Source organism: Leisingera sp. ABM4_103 (assembly GCF_056158685.1).
In genome coordinates this window covers 44,322-59,854 of sequence record NZ_JBSWTU010000002.1, presented here as the reverse complement: position 1 = coordinate 59,854, position 15,533 = coordinate 44,322, and the positions used below count along the sequence as shown (strand labels likewise).

Sequence of the window (15,533 nt, the reverse complement as noted above, 5' to 3'; positions counted from 1 at the left end):
GAGACCTACCAGTTTCCGGTGGCTTCGCAGATAGGCATGGCTTCGCGTCGAAGCTCATTTGCTTGGCGTCGGTATGCGGAAGTCGCTTCCACGATGTCCCAGTATTCAGATGCGGCGAAATGCTCGATGTATACGCGTTCGGCTGCTGCCCAAGATGGATACCGCGTGGGACAGTCGCAGTTTTGCGATTCTACGACGCGCTCCATGCTTTGAGCCCGATATATCTGTTGGATTAAAAGGCGCTTATAGGATTCGCGCACATTGATGTTCTGCATCCACTTCGGCTCAGGTGGCTGGTCTGGGCAAACATTTGGGTGGTTGTCGAGCGTCGGGATCAGGTTCCGCTCGGCTACGCCAGCAGTTGTGCCAAAGATCAAGAGCAGGCCAGCGACTGCGATAGCCCGTGTCATTCCGATGCCGCCTTCATTGTACCAGTCTCACGCTTCAAGAAAGTGGTGTAGCCGTAGTCGCCGGCTTCGGCGGTGATAACCTCCCACCCTTCCGCGCCGCGCTCATTCAAAGCACGTCGCACCTCGTCGTAGTCCTTTTGCTTCTTCACCGGAAAGGACAGGATATCGTATTCAAAGGTTTTCATTGGGAAGCTCCGATCTCATTGGTGCCGGGGAGGTAGAATTCGGTGATGCCGCGTTTGCCATCATGGCGACCGGCCTGGATGATTACGTCGATGGAGTTCTCGATGTACTGGATCATGTCGGCATAGGTCATCGGGATCTCGGTCTTGAGTGCGGCGATGGCCAGACGCTGCACGGCAAGTTGCGGGGTTTCTGCGTGCAGCGTGGTCATTGAGCCGCCATGGCCAGTGTTGATCGCCTCGAGGAAGGTCATGGCTTCCTTGCCGCGCACCTCGCCCAGGATGATCCGGTCGGGGCGCATGCGCAACGTTGCGGTGAGCAGCACATCGGCGGTCTGGAACTCCGCATCGCGATTGGCGATGAGGGTCACGGCATTGGGCTGGGTCGGCAGAAGCTCGGCGGCTTCCTCGATGGTGACGATGCGTTCCTCGGATGGCACGTGCGAGAGGATCTTGCGTGCAGCCACGGTCTTGCCGGTGGAGGTGCCGCCAGAGACGATCATGTTAAGCTTGTTGTCGACGCAAAAGGCCAGCGCATCGTCGATCACGCCCGCGGCCACCACTTCGCGCAGTTCGTGGGTTTTCTCGAGGCGGAGTTCTTCAAGCTTGCGTTCCTTGCCAAAAAGGAAATCAAGCGCAATCCCGTCAAGCGGCAGGCTTGAGAAGAACCGAAGGCTGATCGACATGGCCGAGAGCACGGCAGGCGGGGTGATGACCTGTGCGCGGATCGGGCGCCCCTTGTAGGTGATCGAGACCGAGACGATCGGGCGGTCCTTGCTCATCGTTGTGTTGGCGGAAGAGGCGATCTGGTTGCCGAGGTCCTTCACTTCTGTTGCGGTCAACGCCTGGTCCAGCCTCCGCATGAAGTGATCGCCCTGGAATTCGCCCCAGCAGGTGCCATCAGGGTTGATGCAGATCTCGATGACACCGTCGCGAGCGGCGGCGTCGATCCGGTCGAGCGAGGTTTCGAGATAGCTCAGCGACATGGGCTCAGAATATCTCCAGATCGCGGTCGACCATGACCGTGACGCGGGCGCCCTGGTCGACATAGATGACGGGGCCGATGGAGAGGTAATCGCCTATGACGCTGTCCGTGGCATCTGCCAGATCATCGCCAACGTCTTCGAGAGCGTCGGCGGCAGTCTCATCCTGGACTTCGGAGGCGGCAGCACTGGGTGCTGCTGAGATCAGCGAGATCAGGGCGGCCGACCCGAAACGCTCGGCGAAGCGTGTGTCCACGAAACCGGTGACGCCAGAACGGCCCAGTTCATCACCTCCGAAGGAGCTGATCTGGACGGTCTGGCCCGCGGGCAGGATGATCCGGTCCCAGGCGATGGTGACCCGGCGCTGCGCGATATCGACGCCAGCGCGGTAGCGCCCGATGAGACGGGATCCGCGGGGGATCAAGAGGCGCGCGCCATCGACGCTGTAGACATCCTCGGACACCACGGCACGGGTCTGGCCGGGCAGGGAGCTGTCAAGGGCAGTTTCCATGACGGCCTGGATCATGGTGCCCTGTAGAATCGTGTTGGAGGGATTGGCGATCACCTCGGCCTGCGTCACGGTAGAGGGCAGCGCCCCGTTCAGCACGAAATCCGTCACCTCGCCAAAAGTGCGTTCGGTCAGAGCTGTTTCATTCGCTCCGGAGGCACCGCCAAAAGCGATGGTCGGCGAGGCGATGCGCCGCTCCTGGAAGGCGCGTTCCTCCGCGGCGCGGCGTTCAAGTTCCGCGAGCCGTCTTGCTTCTTCCTCGCGCCGGAGCCGCTCTTCTTCCCGCGCGCGTAACTCGTCCTCGGTGGGCCCGATGGGTGCCGGAAGGGGCCGGTTGGCCTCAAGCTGCGCGAGCTCAAGGTCCATGCGGAGTTGCTCCAGTTCGCGGTCGCGCGCCGTGAGCTCATCGCGAAACTGCTGTTGCGCGGTTTCCGACGCGGCTTGCAGGGCCGCGATCTGCGCGGTCAGCGCGTTAATCGCATCTGCGGCAGCGGTGTCTTCCTCGACAACTGGTTCAGGGGCGTTGCGCAACTCCTCGATCTGGGCCTGCAGCGCGGTGATCTGCGCCAGAAGCTCCGCGTTGGGCTCGACTGGATCCGGTCCGACAAACACAACCTCGGGCTCGGGCGGGGGCAAGGTCTCGATGGCGCCAAAGCCGTCCCCCTCGTTTTGGAAGACATCCGGGGTGGCCGTCGGCAAGGCTTCCTCTTCGTCGGGCTGTGAGAGAAGATAAAGCAGGGCACCACCCGCGCCGATGACGAGGACCACGATCAGCGCGAGAAGGGGCGACCGGCGCTGCGCCGCCGTGGGGGCGCGGGCACTGCCTTTCTCAAGGGCGGCGAGGCGTTTTTCCAGCTCGGTGTTCTCGGTATCGCTCATGAGGCGGCCTCCGCGGGCGGGATCGCCTCGATGCAGACCACCTCTTCGCCAAGTCGCAGGACCCATTGGCGGTTTACGCCGCTGACGCGGATCACACCGTCCTCAGGGGTTTGCGTGTTGACCGTGCGTTCACGGCCGCCCGCGTAGCGGAAGATCGCTGGCACAGGTGCGTTTCTTGGAAAGGCGAAATACGTGAACGTCCCGTCATCCCAGATGCGGGTTGGCGTGAACTCGGTCCGCGCGCTGGCGCCGTAATTGTAGTTCGGCGCTTGGGCGGCGATGGCCCGGATCGGGCGCGCAGCGTCGTCAGGGTAGCGGAACTGCACAACGTAGAAGGTCGGGCTGCGGACCTCCTCGACGTTGAAATAGTAGCTTCGCCTGTTCGTGTAGACCGTCACATTGGTATGGACACCGCGCGCGACGGGCTTGATTGCAAAGGCCTGACCACCGGGGACGCCATCGATCTCGAAGCCTTCCGTGTCGCCCGCGATGATCGAGCGGATGCTTTCACCCTCACCGAATTCGACCGTGGTCACATGAGTGAGCGACACGCTGAGACGGTAGACCTGACCCTCCTGGTAGGTGGCCAAGCGCACTCGGCTGTCGTTGGGACCGCCACGCGGGATGGTTTCGGCAGAGGCGAGGCCGGGCAACAGGGCAATGACAAAAATAAGCGATCTCATATACAACAACGTCAGTTCTCCAATCTGTCGGAGCGGATGGAATATTCGCGCACGGTGAAGCCGAAGGGGTTGGTCCAGACCTCGTCGATGGAGCGGCGGGTCTCCGGGCGGAACTCGAAGAGAAGCGTCGCAGTGAAGAGGCCGGTCTGGGTGCCGTTAATGGACGTCAGGCGCTTGCGCAGGCGGACCGTCGCGCGGTTGGTTCCGATCCGGTTGATGCTGAGGATTTCCACGTCGAGCCTGGCGTTGGGGCCATAGACGGTCGGCGGGTAATTCTCGTTGGCGCTGTTCCAGATCTGGCGCAACCCGCTCTCGGCAGCTCCGTCCGAGCGGCGCAGGACGCTGCGGATGCGCAGGTCGTTGTCGAGCTGGTTATAGACCTCGCGGTCGGTCACGTAGCGGAAGACCTCCGCCTCGATGATCGCCTGGTTGGCTGTGACAGACGTCGCGCCCACCGAAGCCTCGGGCAGGGCAAAGCCGGTGGCGGGATCATAGGGCACGACCACAGGCGGCGGATCGACATCGAGGATCGCGACAGCCGCCGCGCTCAGGCATCCGAGAATGCCGAAGATGAGCCCGATGAGCCCAAGGCGCTGCCAGAGGCGTTCACGGCGCAGAGCACCATAGACCAGCTCTTCTTCGATGATTTCCTGTTCACTCGCCACGCGTCATGCCTCAAATCAGTCTGCGCGCAGGTCCGGCAGCGTAAAGTCCATGAAGCGCTGCTCTTCGGCGATGGTGGCGGCATCGATCACGCCGCCTGTGCCATCGCCCACGGTCTGCACCGCTTCGAGCTGCCACATGGCGACCAGCGCGATGGCCAGTTCCGCCGTGACGCGGGTGTTGAGATCGACGCTTTCCTTCAGCTCATCCATGTCGTCGATGAGCCCGACAAGGCGGTCCACCCGCTCGAGCAATTGGCCGGCATCCTCGTAGCTGTTCTGGGCGGCGGCCGAGACAAGGGCACCGGTGGTGGCCTGCGTCGCCACGCGGTTGGCCCCGGGATTGCCGCTGGTGGCCATTTCCGAGAGGGTGTCATCGTCAAATCCGAGATCGGCCAGCACCCGGTCCATCTGTGTTTCGATCTCGCCTGCGCCAGAACCGGACAGGCCGGAGAAATCCCCAGTCTTGATCGCCTCAATCGTGGCGAGGATGTCGCCGAACTCCTGGTCGAGCAGACCATTCAACTCGTCTTCCATTTCCGTCCGGATGATCTCCGGCAGTTCGGCGAGGCGGGTGAGGGCCTCGTAGGTTCTTTGCAGCTCCGCGAGTTGGTCCGTGAGAAGGCCGAGCTGTTCGCGGAGCTGCGTCAGCTGCTCGTTTTGCAAGATCTCGTCCTCGATCATCTGCCGCAGCTGCTGGATGTTTTGCGCGATGTTCTGGGTATCGACGACGGGCACGCCTTGCGCGAGGACGGGGGATAGGGCGCCAAGATGCAGACCAACCCCAAGTGTCGTGGCCAAAGCTGTCCTCAAGAGCAGATGTCCCATCATTCAATCTCCCTGATCGTAAAATCCATGAACGCGCCTTCGGCCATGCGGGCGCTGGCCTGGGCCAGCTCTTCGGCGGAGAGCACGCGGGTGCGGGCGGCCTGAAGCCGGATGCGGGCGGCCACGAGACGCACGAGTTCGGCGCGGGCATAAGTGTTGAGCGCAACGCTCTCCTGCACATCCTCGGTCTCGGAAATCCGTTCGACGATATCCGCAATACGTAGGGCGGCTTGCCTGATCGCGGCGGGTGAGTTGTTGCCATAGAAGGCCGCGCCGTGCCCAGTGAGCGAGAGGTTGGCATTGGCCAGAAGCGCGGGGTCGATCGTGCCAAGCGCTTCGATCCCGCCGATACGGGTCAAATAGAGGTTATAGCGTTCGGGGATCACCTGGACGTAGTGCTGGGTCTCGCGAAAGGGTGGCACGCCGCCATACTCGAAAACCCGGCCGGGTCCCGCGTTATAGGCCGCGAGCGCATTGATGATATTGCCGTCGAAGGTGTTGAGCTGTGTCGCGAGATAGCGTGCACCGCCATGCACCTGCAGGTAGGGGCTGTCATAGTATTCCGGATTGATGCCCAGATCGCTGGCGGTACCGGGCATGATCTGGGTGAGGCCAAAGGCGCCGACGGGAGAGCGTGCACCGATGGTGAAACGGCTTTCCTGCCAGATCAGCGCCTGTAGGAGTGCGCGCCATTGGACCGGGGAGAGGCCCGCGCGGCCAACGCCGGCAAAGCCGCTGGTCTCCTGAGCCACGCGGATAATGAGCTGCTCGATGTTTTCCGCCGCATCCCCGAACATCTGCGCACCGCCGGGATTGGGGTCGATGTCGGCATTGCCATAGACCGCCTCGACTGACCGGGCCGGATCCCCGCTGCCGCTTTCCAGCCCCGAGACCATAGCCGGCAAGCCCTGACCGCCGAAGCTGGTCTGGGCATCGAGGATGCGTTGCAGGGTTTCCAGCTGCTCCCGTTCGATCTCGGCAATGAGTTCGCGCACGGCAAGCTTGTCGGCCTGAACGGCCAAGTCAGCCTCGCGATCGCCAGTCTCGACGATGTCACGCGCGGTCAGCCCACTGTCATTGGTCGGCACGCCTTGAGACAAAGCGAGACCGGGCAGCAGGCAAAGGGCCAGGATATGAGGCAGGCTAGACTTCAATGTCGCCCTCCGGTGCGCCAAGGGGCGTGAAGGTGCAATCAGGCGAGATGGCTGTCGTGGAGGCGAGGAAGGTGAAGCAATTGGCCTGCGGTTCCTGGTACTGGGCACAGGAGGCCAACGCACCGAGCGCGGCAACGAACATCAAAATACGGGTCATGAAAGCCTCCAGAAATCAGGGCGGTCGCGGTAATCGGCGCCGACAAGCGCTTCGCCCTTTTCCATGCCGCCAAGGATGGTGAGATTGGGTCCAAGCGCGCTCAGATCGGCATCGACGACGATCGAGCCCTGATCGTCGCGGATCAGCGCCAAGCGGCTGTTGCTGCCCGTGTTGAGAAGGACATCGAGCTCCTTCTCCGTGAGGTTCAGCATGGCGTAGTCCGCTGGCTGCGCGCGGATATTGGGGAGCAGGATCTGCGTCGGCACCGCCTCGATGATGGTCTTGCCGGTCCGGGTGCGCTCGAGCTGGCTTGCGTATTGCGTCATCATCACCGCGACCGTGTTCTGTTTGCGCGCTGTCACCAGCCAGTTCGACAGCCGCTCGGCGAAATACGCGTTATCGAGGGCCTTCCAGGCCTCGTCGATCACGATGATGGTGGGGCGGCGGTCCTCGATTTCGCGCTCGACCCGGCGGAAGAGATAGGACAGGACCGCCATCCGTTCCTTGTCGGCCTCGCTGTCGAGAATGCCGGTCAGATCGAAGCCCACCACATCGCCCTTGAGCGAGAACGTGTCCTCGAGGCTCTGCCCGAAGATCCAGCCATAGCGGCCGTCCTCGGTCCATTCGAGCAGGCGCTGGTGCAGATCGCCGCCATCGTCGGTGGACACAAAAAGCGATGCGAAATCCCGCCAGTTCCGCAGGGCCGGGTTTGTGGCCTGCGCGTTCTGGCGCACGACTTCCTGGATGCGATTGGTCTGGGCAGGAGTGAGCGGCTTGTCGGCGCGGTAGAGCAGGGTGGCAAGCCAGTCCGAGAGCCAGGCGGTGGCGCGCGCATCGGTCTCGGTCCAGAGCGGGTTGAGGCCCGTGGGCTGACCGGCGTTCAGGGACGCGTAGCGCCCGCCATTGGCGCGGACCGCCATCTCCATACCAAGACGGTAATCGAAGACGAAGATCCGCGCGCCTGCGCGACGGGCTTGCGTCATCAGAAAGGCGGACAGCACCGATTTGCCCGACCCGGGCCGACCCATGATCAGGGTATGCCCGCTGGTCGGTTCTTTGTCCGGGCTGCCCTGCTCGTGGTAGGAAAACCGGTAGGCGCTCTGCTCCGGCGTGGGCAAATAAGTGACGACCCGGCCCCAAGGGGTAAGTGCTGCGGGTTTGCCGAGCTGCGTCCGGTGCAAGGCCGCAAAATCCGCGAAGTTGCGATTGGTGACGGCGCTCGCGCGGACACGCTTGGGCTGGTTGCCGGGATGCTGGCTGAGGTAATGCGCCTTGGCCGCGACCCGCTCGCCGATCATCTTCACGCCCTCGGTCGCGGCGGCATTCACGATCTCGGCGCTGAGCGTCTGCAGCTCTTCGAGCGTTTCGCAGAAGATCGTCACGACCATGTGGTGCTCACCGAAGCTCTGGCGTTTGGCCTCCAGATCATCGGCGGCGATGTCGAGCGCTTCCATAAGCGATAGGGCGGCGTCCTGGCTCGCCTGCATCTGGCGCTTTTGCCGCTTGATGCGGCCCGCCATGAGGTTCGAATTGATCGGCGTGAAGGAGTGCGTCACGATCATGTCGACTGGCAGGTTCAGCATGTCGAACATGGTGCAGGAGGTGCCTTCCGAGTATTCTCCGATGGTGAAGCTCTTGCCGTAGCGGTGGCCCACGACGCCCTCGGAGAGCTCGAAATGGTCGCCGTGAAACGTCACGCGGGTATTGGCGACGTTGAAGGACAGAAAGCCGTAGGTGTTGGCCGGGTAGAGCGGCAGCTCGGTGCCCGTGTTCAGCGCGCCCAAAAATCCCACCAACTCTCCCGATCCTGCTGACAGCAGGCGCGGCTTGAGCTCGGTAAGCCCCGAAAGGAAGACGTTCACGGCCTCGCCCAAGCGCTGCAGGCGTTTGCGGGTCTCCTCCTTCAGTCGGTCCGGCGCGCTGCGGCCGAGGTGCGGCAGGAGGCTTTTCGGGGGCGGGCGGTGAATGACGGTGAGCGTCAGCGTCTTGTCGCGGAGCCCGCTGGTCTCGAGTTTCGCGCGCCAGCGCCGGTCCACCTCGCCTGCGAAGCTGTCCTCACGGATCGGGTCGAGATCAGGTTTGATGGCCTTGGAGACCTTGTGGACGTAATAGCTGAATTCCGGCCCGAGCTGCGCGACGATGCGGGCAAAAAGCGCCGTCACCTTGTCGAGATAGGCATCGTCGGTCGTGTAGCTGTTGATCCCCTCGAGCCGAATGCAGCGGAAGAGTTCGTTCACCCGGGTCCGCACGGTCTGGTCGTCGACGAGGCTTACATAGGGCAGCATATGCGCGAGGCGGGTCTCGCGCGCATACCAGTCTGGCGTCATTGTGCGGGCATCGAGCGCAGCACCACGGGCGTCATCACGGGGCATAGCTGTCCCCGCCATGGATGGACCTGTTGCGCGTGGGCGGTGTCTCCTGCAGGGCCGTCATCATCACGTCGATGAAACGCGGGTCCCAATCTGCGGCCTTCCACAGCACCGGATAGAGCAGGGCGGCGAAACCCAGCACCGCGATGTGCTGGACCCAGACGAACAAGAGCACAGAGCCGAAGAGCCAGACCATCGCGTACATGATGGGCAGGCCCAGAAGCTTCGGCGGGCGCACGAGGCCCAGAAAGAGGGGCGAGCGTTCAGCCACCGGCGAAGACCGCGGCAACAATGGTGGGAGCGGCGGCAACACCAGCGATGCCCACGAGGACCCAAAGCGCTTGGCGCAGGTCGATGATGTTGAAGAACCAGCTCAAGAAAACGCCGAGGACCGCGAGTGTGGCGATGACCACACCAAGAGGGCCGGTCAGCGCATCGACAATGCCCTGCAACAAGCTCTGGATCGGGGAGAGATCGATGCTCTGTGCAAGGGCGGGCTCGGCAATGAACAGGAATAGCGCCAGCGAGGCGACAAAGAGGTTTGAAATCTGTTTCACGAATTTGATCCTTCCAATCGGGCCACGACGGCCATGACACGGGCCACGTGGTTCTGGGTTTCTCGGTAAGGGGGAATGCCACCGTGTTGGCGCACGGCGTCGGGACCGGCGTTGTAGGCCGCCAGCGCCAGATGCGGATCGCCGAAGCGCTCCAGCATCATCGCGAGGTAGCGGGCAGAGCCGTCGAGGTTCTGTTGAGGGTCACGCGGGTCGACGCCCAGATCACGCGCCGTCGCTGGCATCAATTGACCAAGGCCAATGGCACCTGCACTTGAAATCGCATCCTGCCGGTAGGCGCTCTCAACCTCGATATTGGCTCGATAGAGAGCTAGCCAATCCGTCACGGAAAGCCCCGCGCGACGCAGGCCGGGATGGCCGGCATAGCGCAAGGCCGTGGTCTGAATCCCGGAGAGGACATCGGCGCGGGGCAGGGGAGTCGGGCGGGCAAGGGCCGCGACTTGGACGCCCTCTTGCTCGGCCTCTACCTCGCCGAAGATCGCGATCCCATCGGAGGCCGAACTCTGACCAATCCCTTCATTGTAGTTTCGAGCAAAGCTGCTCTGAGAGCGGGACGGGGTCAGGGAGCCGTCGCTCTCCATGACCAGGACCATTTGCGCTGAGGCAGGTGCTGCGACCAGCCAGAGACAGACGAGGTTAGCTGCCAGCGCCCTTGTCTGATGGGGCTTTGTCTGGCGGCGCAAATTTGTGCGTACGGCTTGTCCCCGCCTCAAGCGGCAGGTCGACATGCGCAAAACCAAGGCCAATGAAGAAAGACACCACGCCGGAGATCGTCTTGAACTCGCGGATCTTGATATCGTTGTAGGTCGTCCGCGTGCGGGCGGTGACGAGGAGCTTTTCCACCCCGTCATCAGAGACAACACGCATGATCCAGACCCCGTAATAGCTGGGGCCTTTCTTGTGTGCCGACTCTTGGCACAGGATTTCTGCGCTATAGCCGCTTTCCACGAGTTCGCGGAACCTGGCTTCCGTAACCACATTTGGTGCTTCGATGTCCCAGTTCATGGCCCGGCTCACGCTTTCTCCAATGGCGCGACCCCAGGCATTCCTACTTGAAGCCCAGAGTTACGATAGTATATTATCAACCGCAAGATGTAATATCGTGCTTTGGCTGTAGTTTGGTTACGCAAACACTAGTCACGGCCAGTGTCCGCGATCAAGGAGATAACAGGTTTGAGAAACCCAAGGTTGACATGCCTGCTCCCATTGCAAGCTATGGCCCTTCTGATCTGCGTTCCCGGGCCGGTTTTGGCGGAATCCTGCTTCGCCCCGCCCCGCCCCTTCCTGCCAAGTGATTCGCAGGCCGCGCGGGACTATGCGGCTATCATCCGCGGCGATTTCGAAAATTACATCCAGGATATCCAGAGCTACTTCCGTTGCCTTGACAGCGAACGCGCCCGCGCTTTCGAAGAAGCGCGGGAAGTCAGCGAGGACTATGGCCGATTTCTGCAATTGGTAGGGGATTGATGGGCAGCCTCGGGAGCATCAGACTAGCAGCCCGTGAAAACCAGACACCGATAACACCCTCAAATATCTACTTTTTAGATAACAGATTTCATCCGCTAGCGACGTCACAAAAGGTATGTGACGCGTGGCAAAAACAATCAGAAGCAAAGGGCAGGTGGCACTCTGCCAGGCGTTGGTCGACGCGCGCAAAAGAGCAGGCTTGGGCCAGGACGACTTGGCGAACAGGCTCAAGTGCCATCAATCTCTCGTGGCGCGCATTGAGAGCGGCGAACGCCGGATCGACGTCGTCGAACTGGTCGTTCTGGCGCGCGCCATCGGCTTTGACCCGTTCGATGTCTTGGCGATCGTCGAAGCCGCCACGGAGCCCGACCACAGGATTTAAGCGATTTCATCAATCGAGAACACGGGAGGTGACTTCTCCCGGTGTGAATTCGTTACCGCGAGGACGAACAGTAACCGATTTTAACGAGGCCCGGCACACGGTTGCAGCAAACGCTTTGGATCTGAGCTGCTATCCGCAACGCCAAATTGCAGGAAGTCAGTAAACAGTGAACGAAAATGAGGTCGAAGGCGTCGCGATCGCCAATTTGATTGCAACCGATGAAGAAACCATTGTCGGCTGGGTATATCGCTGGAACACAGGTGCTCTGGCAATCCGGTGGGACATCCATGGCCCGCAGCGTGTCTCAAAGATTTACCCGGAGCTCTGCGATGCGGATAAAGCCGAAATTGACTTCGCGTCTCTCATGCAGCTGCCCTGTCGCAACGACTGACATGGTAGAATATGGCCTTTATGGCCCTCGATTGTGTGAGTGTGCCTGCGTTGCAGGTTTGATTTCGTACAAGGCCCTGCGCGACTTCGCTGCGGCTCAATAGTCAGTAATTGACCTGCTCAAAACCGTAATTCCCGCTATAGTCACGCCACTCAACGAAGACGGATCTGTGATAAATGCTCGGGCAGTGCTCGCCCCATCGCTCGAGACCGGCATGCGCATCAGGAAGCGCTGCGGGTGACGACACCCTCCAAGAAAAATCGCCCTGGATCCCGTAGGTGCCGAGGACAACGGCGGCGCTGCGGTTGCAGTCGCCATCTCGCCCGGATTCGTGCTGGCGGGCATAACGAACGTCAAAGACGCGGATGGAACGCACGAAGTTGAATTCCGGCCCGCTGATATCGATGTCGGCGCGGTCTTTTACGAGCTGGAGGGCGTAATCAGCCCTTACGAGGTTGTCCCAAGCCGCGTTGGAGCCTTTGCGCCCAAGCATCCCGCCTGCCCTGGCTGCCTGATCGAAGAGCGGGGTTGAAGAGTTTGGAGGGGTTCCTGAATCACCATATAGGGCATCGAAGATCCGGTCCGCGGGCCGCGATCTAGCAGGTCCATCGTAAGACGCACCCATCGGGCAGCGCCAAATCTGAAGCGGCGGCTCCACCGGCCATGGAGTTATGCGCCGGATGAACTCGGCCCGTGCGCGGGCGCAGGGCACGGAAGCTGGCCATCCACCGGACAAACACAGCAGGATGGCACAATCGATCTGATAGGTTTGGGCGCGTGCTTGTGTCGGAACTGTTGGGCCGGTCAAGGCGAGAGCTAAAAAGGCCGCCAGAGGGAGGTTTTTGAATTCGAAACGCATGGCAAGGACCCTTGACAATCTTCACCCAGCATACCTACGAAAATATACTATTGCAACAATGATGATGCGTGTTGCGGTTGCGGCGGTCAGCAAGATCGCGAGGTGACCGAGCCGCCCGTCGTCATCCGCCACGTTCCGCGCTGCGCCAATCCCACGGCATGTCAAAGCGTCCGAGCCATCTCGATCGTCAAATGAGTCTCGAATTGCCCTTAAATCGGTTCTACCTAAATCTGTTTGGCGAATAGGACGCATTCGGGCTCTCAGCAGTTCTGCAACGGCTCAGAAGCAGACGGAACCTTGAAGGCTTCGAACCTCGTGAGTTCGAGGACCAGGCCAGGCTGGCTTGAAGCAGGCCGTGCACCCGTTTCAGGTCGCTGTCGCTTAGCTTGCACTCGCAATCGACGTCGATCACACCTTCATGACCTCTCACAAGCTCAGTGAAAACGGTTCTCCTCCTCTTCAGGCTTGCCGTGACCGTAGAGGTCGGCGTTTTCGTGTGCGCGGTCTTCGTGTTCGAACTCCAGGCTGGAATGGGCGATGTTGAAGTCCTCCTTCAGCCGGTCCTTGATCGCTGCCTTGATCTTTTCGATTTTACCCCAGCCGCCCGCTGTCAGCACCACGTGGCAGTCCAGCGCCGCCTTGTGCTCCTCCATCTGCCACAGATGCACGTGGTGAACGTCCGCTACACCATCGACGCTCCGCAGCGCCTCAACGACGGCTGCATTGTCGATGTCGGGTGGGCTGCCGAGCATCAGGGTTCTGATCGGACCGCCAATCTCAGTGAAAGCCAGATAGAGGATGTAAAGGGCAATGCCGATGGTGATTGCGGGATCGACCCATCGCATGTCGTAGAGGATGATCAGGGACCCTCCAATGATGACTGCCACAGAGGCCAAAGCGTCCGACAGGTTGTGCAGGAAAAGCGCACGGATGTTCACACTGCCTTTCTGCATCGAATAGGTGAGCAGCGCCGTCAACGTGTCGACGACGAGTGCCACACCGCCCAGGATCACCACCGTCCAACCAGCGACCTCGGGCGGGTCGATCATCCGCATGCCACCCTCATAGATCAGGTAGAAACCGATCAGGATCAGGGTCGTGTAGTTGATGAGTGCCGCGACGATTTCAATCCGACCATAGCCGAATGTCATGCGTTCATCGGCGGGTCGTCTGGCGATTTTGCGCGCAACGAACGCGATCACCAGTGACGCCATGTCCGAAAAATTGTGTAGGGCATCTGCGATCAGCGCCAGGCTGCCGGAAAGGATGCCGCCAACGATCTGCGCGACGGTCAGAAGCCCGTTGGCCCAGATTGCGATGGAGACCCTACGATCACCTGATTCAGGATCAATGTGGGTATGGCCATGATCATGCGGCACGGTTGTTCTCCTCATGGCTGTGGTTCGGTCGACTGAGACCAGGGACCTTTGGCAACATTCCACGACGGATGCGGCGAACCCGGGCATTCATCCAGTGACGGATGACGTGGCGATAGAGAAAGTCACGCGCAAATCCGAAGTTCTGACTATATTTCAAATAAAAGTCATCGGGCGCATCAAAGGTTCCAAAATCACGAACGATACCGGTTTTCTGAATATAAGTGCTGCCGCCGTTCCAACTGACTGGTGGCGCACTCAGGCAATCCGTTCCAGCGCCGTAGCCGCAAAGGCTTTCTGTTTCGCTGAATTCCTTCTGAAGCGACTGCAGGAAGGGGGCGTCCAGAATGAAGCCTTCGAGATTGATCCAGCCCTCTTCTGTTTCGACTTCGACCCACGAGTGCAGAATTTCGGACGGTGCGAGGGGGTAGACCAATTCGGGCACCACGCCACGCTGCAGGGCCTTGTGGATGGTGAAGCCGTGCAGTCGGCAGCGGATGCCTACGCTGCGCAGCAGTGCCATGAGAAGCGTCCCTTTCGTGTTGCACTGCCCGTAGCCGTCGGTCAGCACCGCAGAGGCGGGAATGTCGTCGACGCGGTTGTAGCCGAACGCAATCACGTTCCGGACAAAGTCATAAACCGCGCCAATCCGGTCGACACGGGCAAGGTCATGCCAGCCACGATCTCGTACCAGGTTCGAGATTGAGGGCAAGTCAAAATCCAGCAGTCTTGTTGCGGTTAAATAGGAATCGGTGGGTGCCACAGGGTCTCTCCTCGAATCGTTCACGAGGAGTCTTAATCTCTACAGTGACTAGAGAGACAAGCCTTTTCTCAAATGTTACTTTCGATCACAGCTCTATCCGATAGTGCCAAGGGCCGGGAAGGTTTCGAGCAGCCAGAAGGCAAGGCGGCTGATCTGACCTGTCATCACGCCGATACCCATCAGCACCATCAGTCCGCCCGATATACGATAGAGCCATCGACCAGCCGCACCGATCCGCTTTAGCCTGCCTGCAATCTCGTTGGTGAAGAGCGCTATGATTAGAAACGGCAGTCCAAGCCCTGCGGAGTAGATTGCCAGCAAGGCCATCCCGTCCGCTCCAGATGTCGCGCTTACTGCCAGGATCGACCCAAGCACAGGGCCTATGCAGGGCGTCCAGCCAAAGGCAAAGGCAAGACCCAAAAGGTAGGCTCCAACGGCGCTGCCGCCGTCAACTTTTACGTCGGGCCTCGTGTCACGCATCATTGCGGGGATCTTGATCGCGCCCATCATGACAAGTCCGAACAAGACGATCAAGAAGCCACCCGCAAGCCCGAGTTCGTATTTCCAGCGCAAGAGCATCCCGCCCAAAAGACTTGCCCCGGCCCCGAGCGCCACGAAGACTGTCGAAAACCCGAGCACGAACCACAAACTCAGGACCACGCTGCGCGCCCGTTCGGCAATGCTGCGCGCCGCCCCGGATTTCGCGGCGGGCTGTCCCGCGATGTAAGAGACGTAGCCAGGTGCAAGAGGCAAGACGCAAGGCGACAGAAAGGATATAGCGCCACCCAGAAAAGCCGCGACGATTCCAACACCTGAGATTTCGAACATTCAATTCCTGCCTTGCTTTAGCCTGTGAAACGCGCACCGTTGTAAAAGCTAAAGCTACTGTAGGAGCAATGCCGTTT

General features: G+C 60.8%; 21 protein-coding genes. 3 read left to right on the top strand and 18 right to left on the bottom strand.

Annotated elements, in window-relative coordinates:
- Positions 1-5: 5 nt before the first annotated feature.
- Genes ACXAED_RS00450 through ACXAED_RS00385 form a run of 14 tightly spaced genes read right to left on the bottom strand, consistent with a single transcriptional unit; the run spans position 6 to position 10,395 of the window.
- Positions 6-410, bottom strand: a complete 405-nt coding sequence (locus tag ACXAED_RS00450; RefSeq protein ID WP_082386782.1) for a hypothetical protein — start codon at positions 408-410, stop codon at positions 6-8.
- On the bottom strand, positions 407-595 hold the full coding sequence (locus ACXAED_RS00445; RefSeq protein WP_054540613.1) for a hypothetical protein: 189 nt from the start codon (positions 593-595) through the stop codon (positions 407-409). The genes ACXAED_RS00450 and ACXAED_RS00445 overlap by 4 nt, the downstream gene beginning before the upstream one ends.
- A complete protein-coding gene (locus tag ACXAED_RS00440) occupies positions 592-1,578 on the bottom strand; it encodes an ATPase, T2SS/T4P/T4SS family (RefSeq protein ID WP_475046054.1) in 987 nt (328 codons plus the stop codon). The genes ACXAED_RS00445 and ACXAED_RS00440 overlap by 4 nt, the downstream gene beginning before the upstream one ends.
- 4 nt (positions 1,579-1,582) lie before the next feature.
- Positions 1,583-2,962: a TraB/TrbI/VirB10 family type IV secretion system protein gene (locus ACXAED_RS00435; RefSeq protein WP_274836188.1), complete on the bottom strand. Its 1,380-nt coding sequence runs from the start codon at positions 2,960-2,962 to the stop codon at positions 1,583-1,585.
- Positions 2,959-3,645, bottom strand: a complete 687-nt coding sequence (locus tag ACXAED_RS00430) for a TrbG/VirB9 family P-type conjugative transfer protein (RefSeq protein ID WP_173585992.1) — start codon at positions 3,643-3,645, stop codon at positions 2,959-2,961. The genes ACXAED_RS00435 and ACXAED_RS00430 overlap by 4 nt, the downstream gene beginning before the upstream one ends.
- A gap of 11 nt (positions 3,646-3,656) precedes the next feature.
- Positions 3,657-4,310 carry a VirB8 family type IV secretion system protein gene (locus ACXAED_RS00425; protein WP_043755065.1) on the bottom strand — a complete coding sequence of 218 codons (654 nt, stop codon included), beginning with the start codon at positions 4,308-4,310 and terminating at the stop codon, positions 3,657-3,659.
- Positions 4,311-4,325: 15 nt separating this feature from the next.
- Complete coding sequence (locus tag ACXAED_RS00420) at positions 4,326-5,135, bottom strand: type IV secretion system protein (protein WP_475046081.1); 810 nt, start codon at positions 5,133-5,135, stop codon at positions 4,326-4,328.
- A complete protein-coding gene (locus ACXAED_RS00415; RefSeq protein WP_173585991.1) occupies positions 5,135-6,289 on the bottom strand; it encodes a lytic transglycosylase domain-containing protein in 1,155 nt (384 codons plus the stop codon). Before ACXAED_RS00415 ends, ACXAED_RS00420 begins: the two co-directional genes overlap by 1 nt.
- A complete protein-coding gene (locus tag ACXAED_RS00410; protein WP_008327378.1) occupies positions 6,279-6,446 on the bottom strand; it encodes a hypothetical protein in 168 nt (55 codons plus the stop codon). Before ACXAED_RS00410 ends, ACXAED_RS00415 begins: the two co-directional genes overlap by 11 nt.
- Positions 6,443-8,818 (bottom strand): VirB4 family type IV secretion/conjugal transfer ATPase, encoded by a 2,376-nt coding sequence (locus ACXAED_RS00405; protein WP_475046052.1) that lies wholly within the window; start codon positions 8,816-8,818, stop codon positions 6,443-6,445. Before ACXAED_RS00405 ends, ACXAED_RS00410 begins: the two co-directional genes overlap by 4 nt.
- The gene (locus tag ACXAED_RS00400; RefSeq protein WP_008282962.1) at positions 8,808-9,086 is read right to left on the bottom strand and encodes a VirB3 family type IV secretion system protein; all 279 of its coding nucleotides are present in this window, start codon (positions 9,084-9,086) and stop codon (positions 8,808-8,810) included. Before ACXAED_RS00400 ends, ACXAED_RS00405 begins: the two co-directional genes overlap by 11 nt.
- Entirely contained in the window at positions 9,079-9,372 is a 294-nt protein-coding gene (locus ACXAED_RS00395) for a TrbC/VirB2 family protein (protein ID WP_008282963.1), read from the bottom strand. Before ACXAED_RS00395 ends, ACXAED_RS00400 begins: the two co-directional genes overlap by 8 nt.
- Positions 9,369-9,983, bottom strand: a complete 615-nt coding sequence (locus tag ACXAED_RS00390; RefSeq protein ID WP_017469729.1) for a lytic transglycosylase domain-containing protein — start codon at positions 9,981-9,983, stop codon at positions 9,369-9,371. The genes ACXAED_RS00395 and ACXAED_RS00390 overlap by 4 nt, the downstream gene beginning before the upstream one ends.
- Before the next feature lie 43 nt (positions 9,984-10,026).
- A complete protein-coding gene (locus ACXAED_RS00385) occupies positions 10,027-10,395 on the bottom strand; it encodes a hypothetical protein (protein ID WP_008327368.1) in 369 nt (122 codons plus the stop codon).
- A 210-nt stretch (positions 10,396-10,605) separates the two neighbouring features.
- On the opposite strand from ACXAED_RS00385, the gene ACXAED_RS00380 reads away from it, so the two are divergent.
- The 3 genes from ACXAED_RS00380 to ACXAED_RS00370 all read left to right on the top strand — a co-directional run bounded on the left by ACXAED_RS00380 (position 10,606) and on the right by ACXAED_RS00370 (position 11,630).
- Complete coding sequence (locus tag ACXAED_RS00380; RefSeq protein ID WP_317963157.1) at positions 10,606-10,857, top strand: hypothetical protein; 252 nt, start codon at positions 10,606-10,608, stop codon at positions 10,855-10,857.
- 124 nt (positions 10,858-10,981) lie between these two features.
- Complete coding sequence (locus ACXAED_RS00375; protein ID WP_132464589.1) at positions 10,982-11,239, top strand: helix-turn-helix domain-containing protein; 258 nt, start codon at positions 10,982-10,984, stop codon at positions 11,237-11,239.
- Positions 11,240-11,405: 166 nt separating this feature from the next.
- Complete coding sequence (locus ACXAED_RS00370; protein ID WP_008282968.1) at positions 11,406-11,630, top strand: hypothetical protein; 225 nt, start codon at positions 11,406-11,408, stop codon at positions 11,628-11,630.
- Between the two features lie 103 nt (positions 11,631-11,733).
- On the opposite strand, the gene ACXAED_RS00365 is transcribed toward ACXAED_RS00370, so the two are convergent.
- From ACXAED_RS00365 to ACXAED_RS00350, 4 genes are all read right to left on the bottom strand, one after another.
- On the bottom strand, positions 11,734-12,489 hold the full coding sequence (locus ACXAED_RS00365; protein WP_085976983.1) for a hypothetical protein: 756 nt from the start codon (positions 12,487-12,489) through the stop codon (positions 11,734-11,736).
- A gap of 434 nt (positions 12,490-12,923) precedes the next feature.
- On the bottom strand, positions 12,924-13,868 hold the full coding sequence (locus ACXAED_RS00360) for a cation diffusion facilitator family transporter (protein ID WP_008282971.1): 945 nt from the start codon (positions 13,866-13,868) through the stop codon (positions 12,924-12,926).
- On the bottom strand, positions 13,858-14,628 hold the full coding sequence (locus tag ACXAED_RS00355; protein WP_475046049.1) for a transglutaminase-like domain-containing protein: 771 nt from the start codon (positions 14,626-14,628) through the stop codon (positions 13,858-13,860). The genes ACXAED_RS00360 and ACXAED_RS00355 overlap by 11 nt, the downstream gene beginning before the upstream one ends.
- 93 nt (positions 14,629-14,721) lie before the next feature.
- A complete protein-coding gene (locus ACXAED_RS00350; RefSeq protein WP_008282973.1) occupies positions 14,722-15,456 on the bottom strand; it encodes a cytochrome c biogenesis CcdA family protein in 735 nt (244 codons plus the stop codon).
- Positions 15,457-15,533: the final 77 nt, after the last annotated feature.

Bases quoted from the DNA above. Each gene is read 5' to 3' on its own strand.
- ACXAED_RS00450 (WP_082386782.1), bottom strand. From the start codon at position 410: ATGACACGGGCTATCGCAGTCGCTGGCCTGCTCTTGATCTTTGGCACA.
- ACXAED_RS00445 (WP_054540613.1), bottom strand. From the start codon at position 595: ATGAAAACCTTTGAATACGATATCCTGTCCTTTCCGGTGAAGAAGCAA.
- ACXAED_RS00440 (WP_475046054.1), bottom strand. From the start codon at position 1,578: ATGTCGCTGAGCTATCTCGAAACCTCGCTCGACCGGATCGACGCCGCC.
- ACXAED_RS00435 (WP_274836188.1), bottom strand. From the start codon at position 2,962: ATGAGCGATACCGAGAACACCGAGCTGGAAAAACGCCTCGCCGCCCTT.
- ACXAED_RS00430 (WP_173585992.1), bottom strand. From the start codon at position 3,645: ATGAGATCGCTTATTTTTGTCATTGCCCTGTTGCCCGGCCTCGCCTCT.
- ACXAED_RS00420 (WP_475046081.1), bottom strand. From the start codon at position 5,135: ATGGGACATCTGCTCTTGAGGACAGCTTTGGCCACGACACTTGGGGTT.
- ACXAED_RS00410 (WP_008327378.1), bottom strand. From the start codon at position 6,446: ATGACCCGTATTTTGATGTTCGTTGCCGCGCTCGGTGCGTTGGCCTCC.
- ACXAED_RS00405 (WP_475046052.1), bottom strand. From the start codon at position 8,818: ATGCCCCGTGATGACGCCCGTGGTGCTGCGCTCGATGCCCGCACAATG.
- ACXAED_RS00390 (WP_017469729.1), bottom strand. From the start codon at position 9,983: ATGGTCCTGGTCATGGAGAGCGACGGCTCCCTGACCCCGTCCCGCTCT.
- ACXAED_RS00385 (WP_008327368.1), bottom strand. From the start codon at position 10,395: ATGAACTGGGACATCGAAGCACCAAATGTGGTTACGGAAGCCAGGTTC.
- ACXAED_RS00380 (WP_317963157.1), top strand. From the start codon at position 10,606: ATGGCCCTTCTGATCTGCGTTCCCGGGCCGGTTTTGGCGGAATCCTGC.
- ACXAED_RS00365 (WP_085976983.1), bottom strand. From the start codon at position 12,489: ATGCGTTTCGAATTCAAAAACCTCCCTCTGGCGGCCTTTTTAGCTCTC.
- ACXAED_RS00350 (WP_008282973.1), bottom strand. From the start codon at position 15,456: ATGTTCGAAATCTCAGGTGTTGGAATCGTCGCGGCTTTTCTGGGTGGC.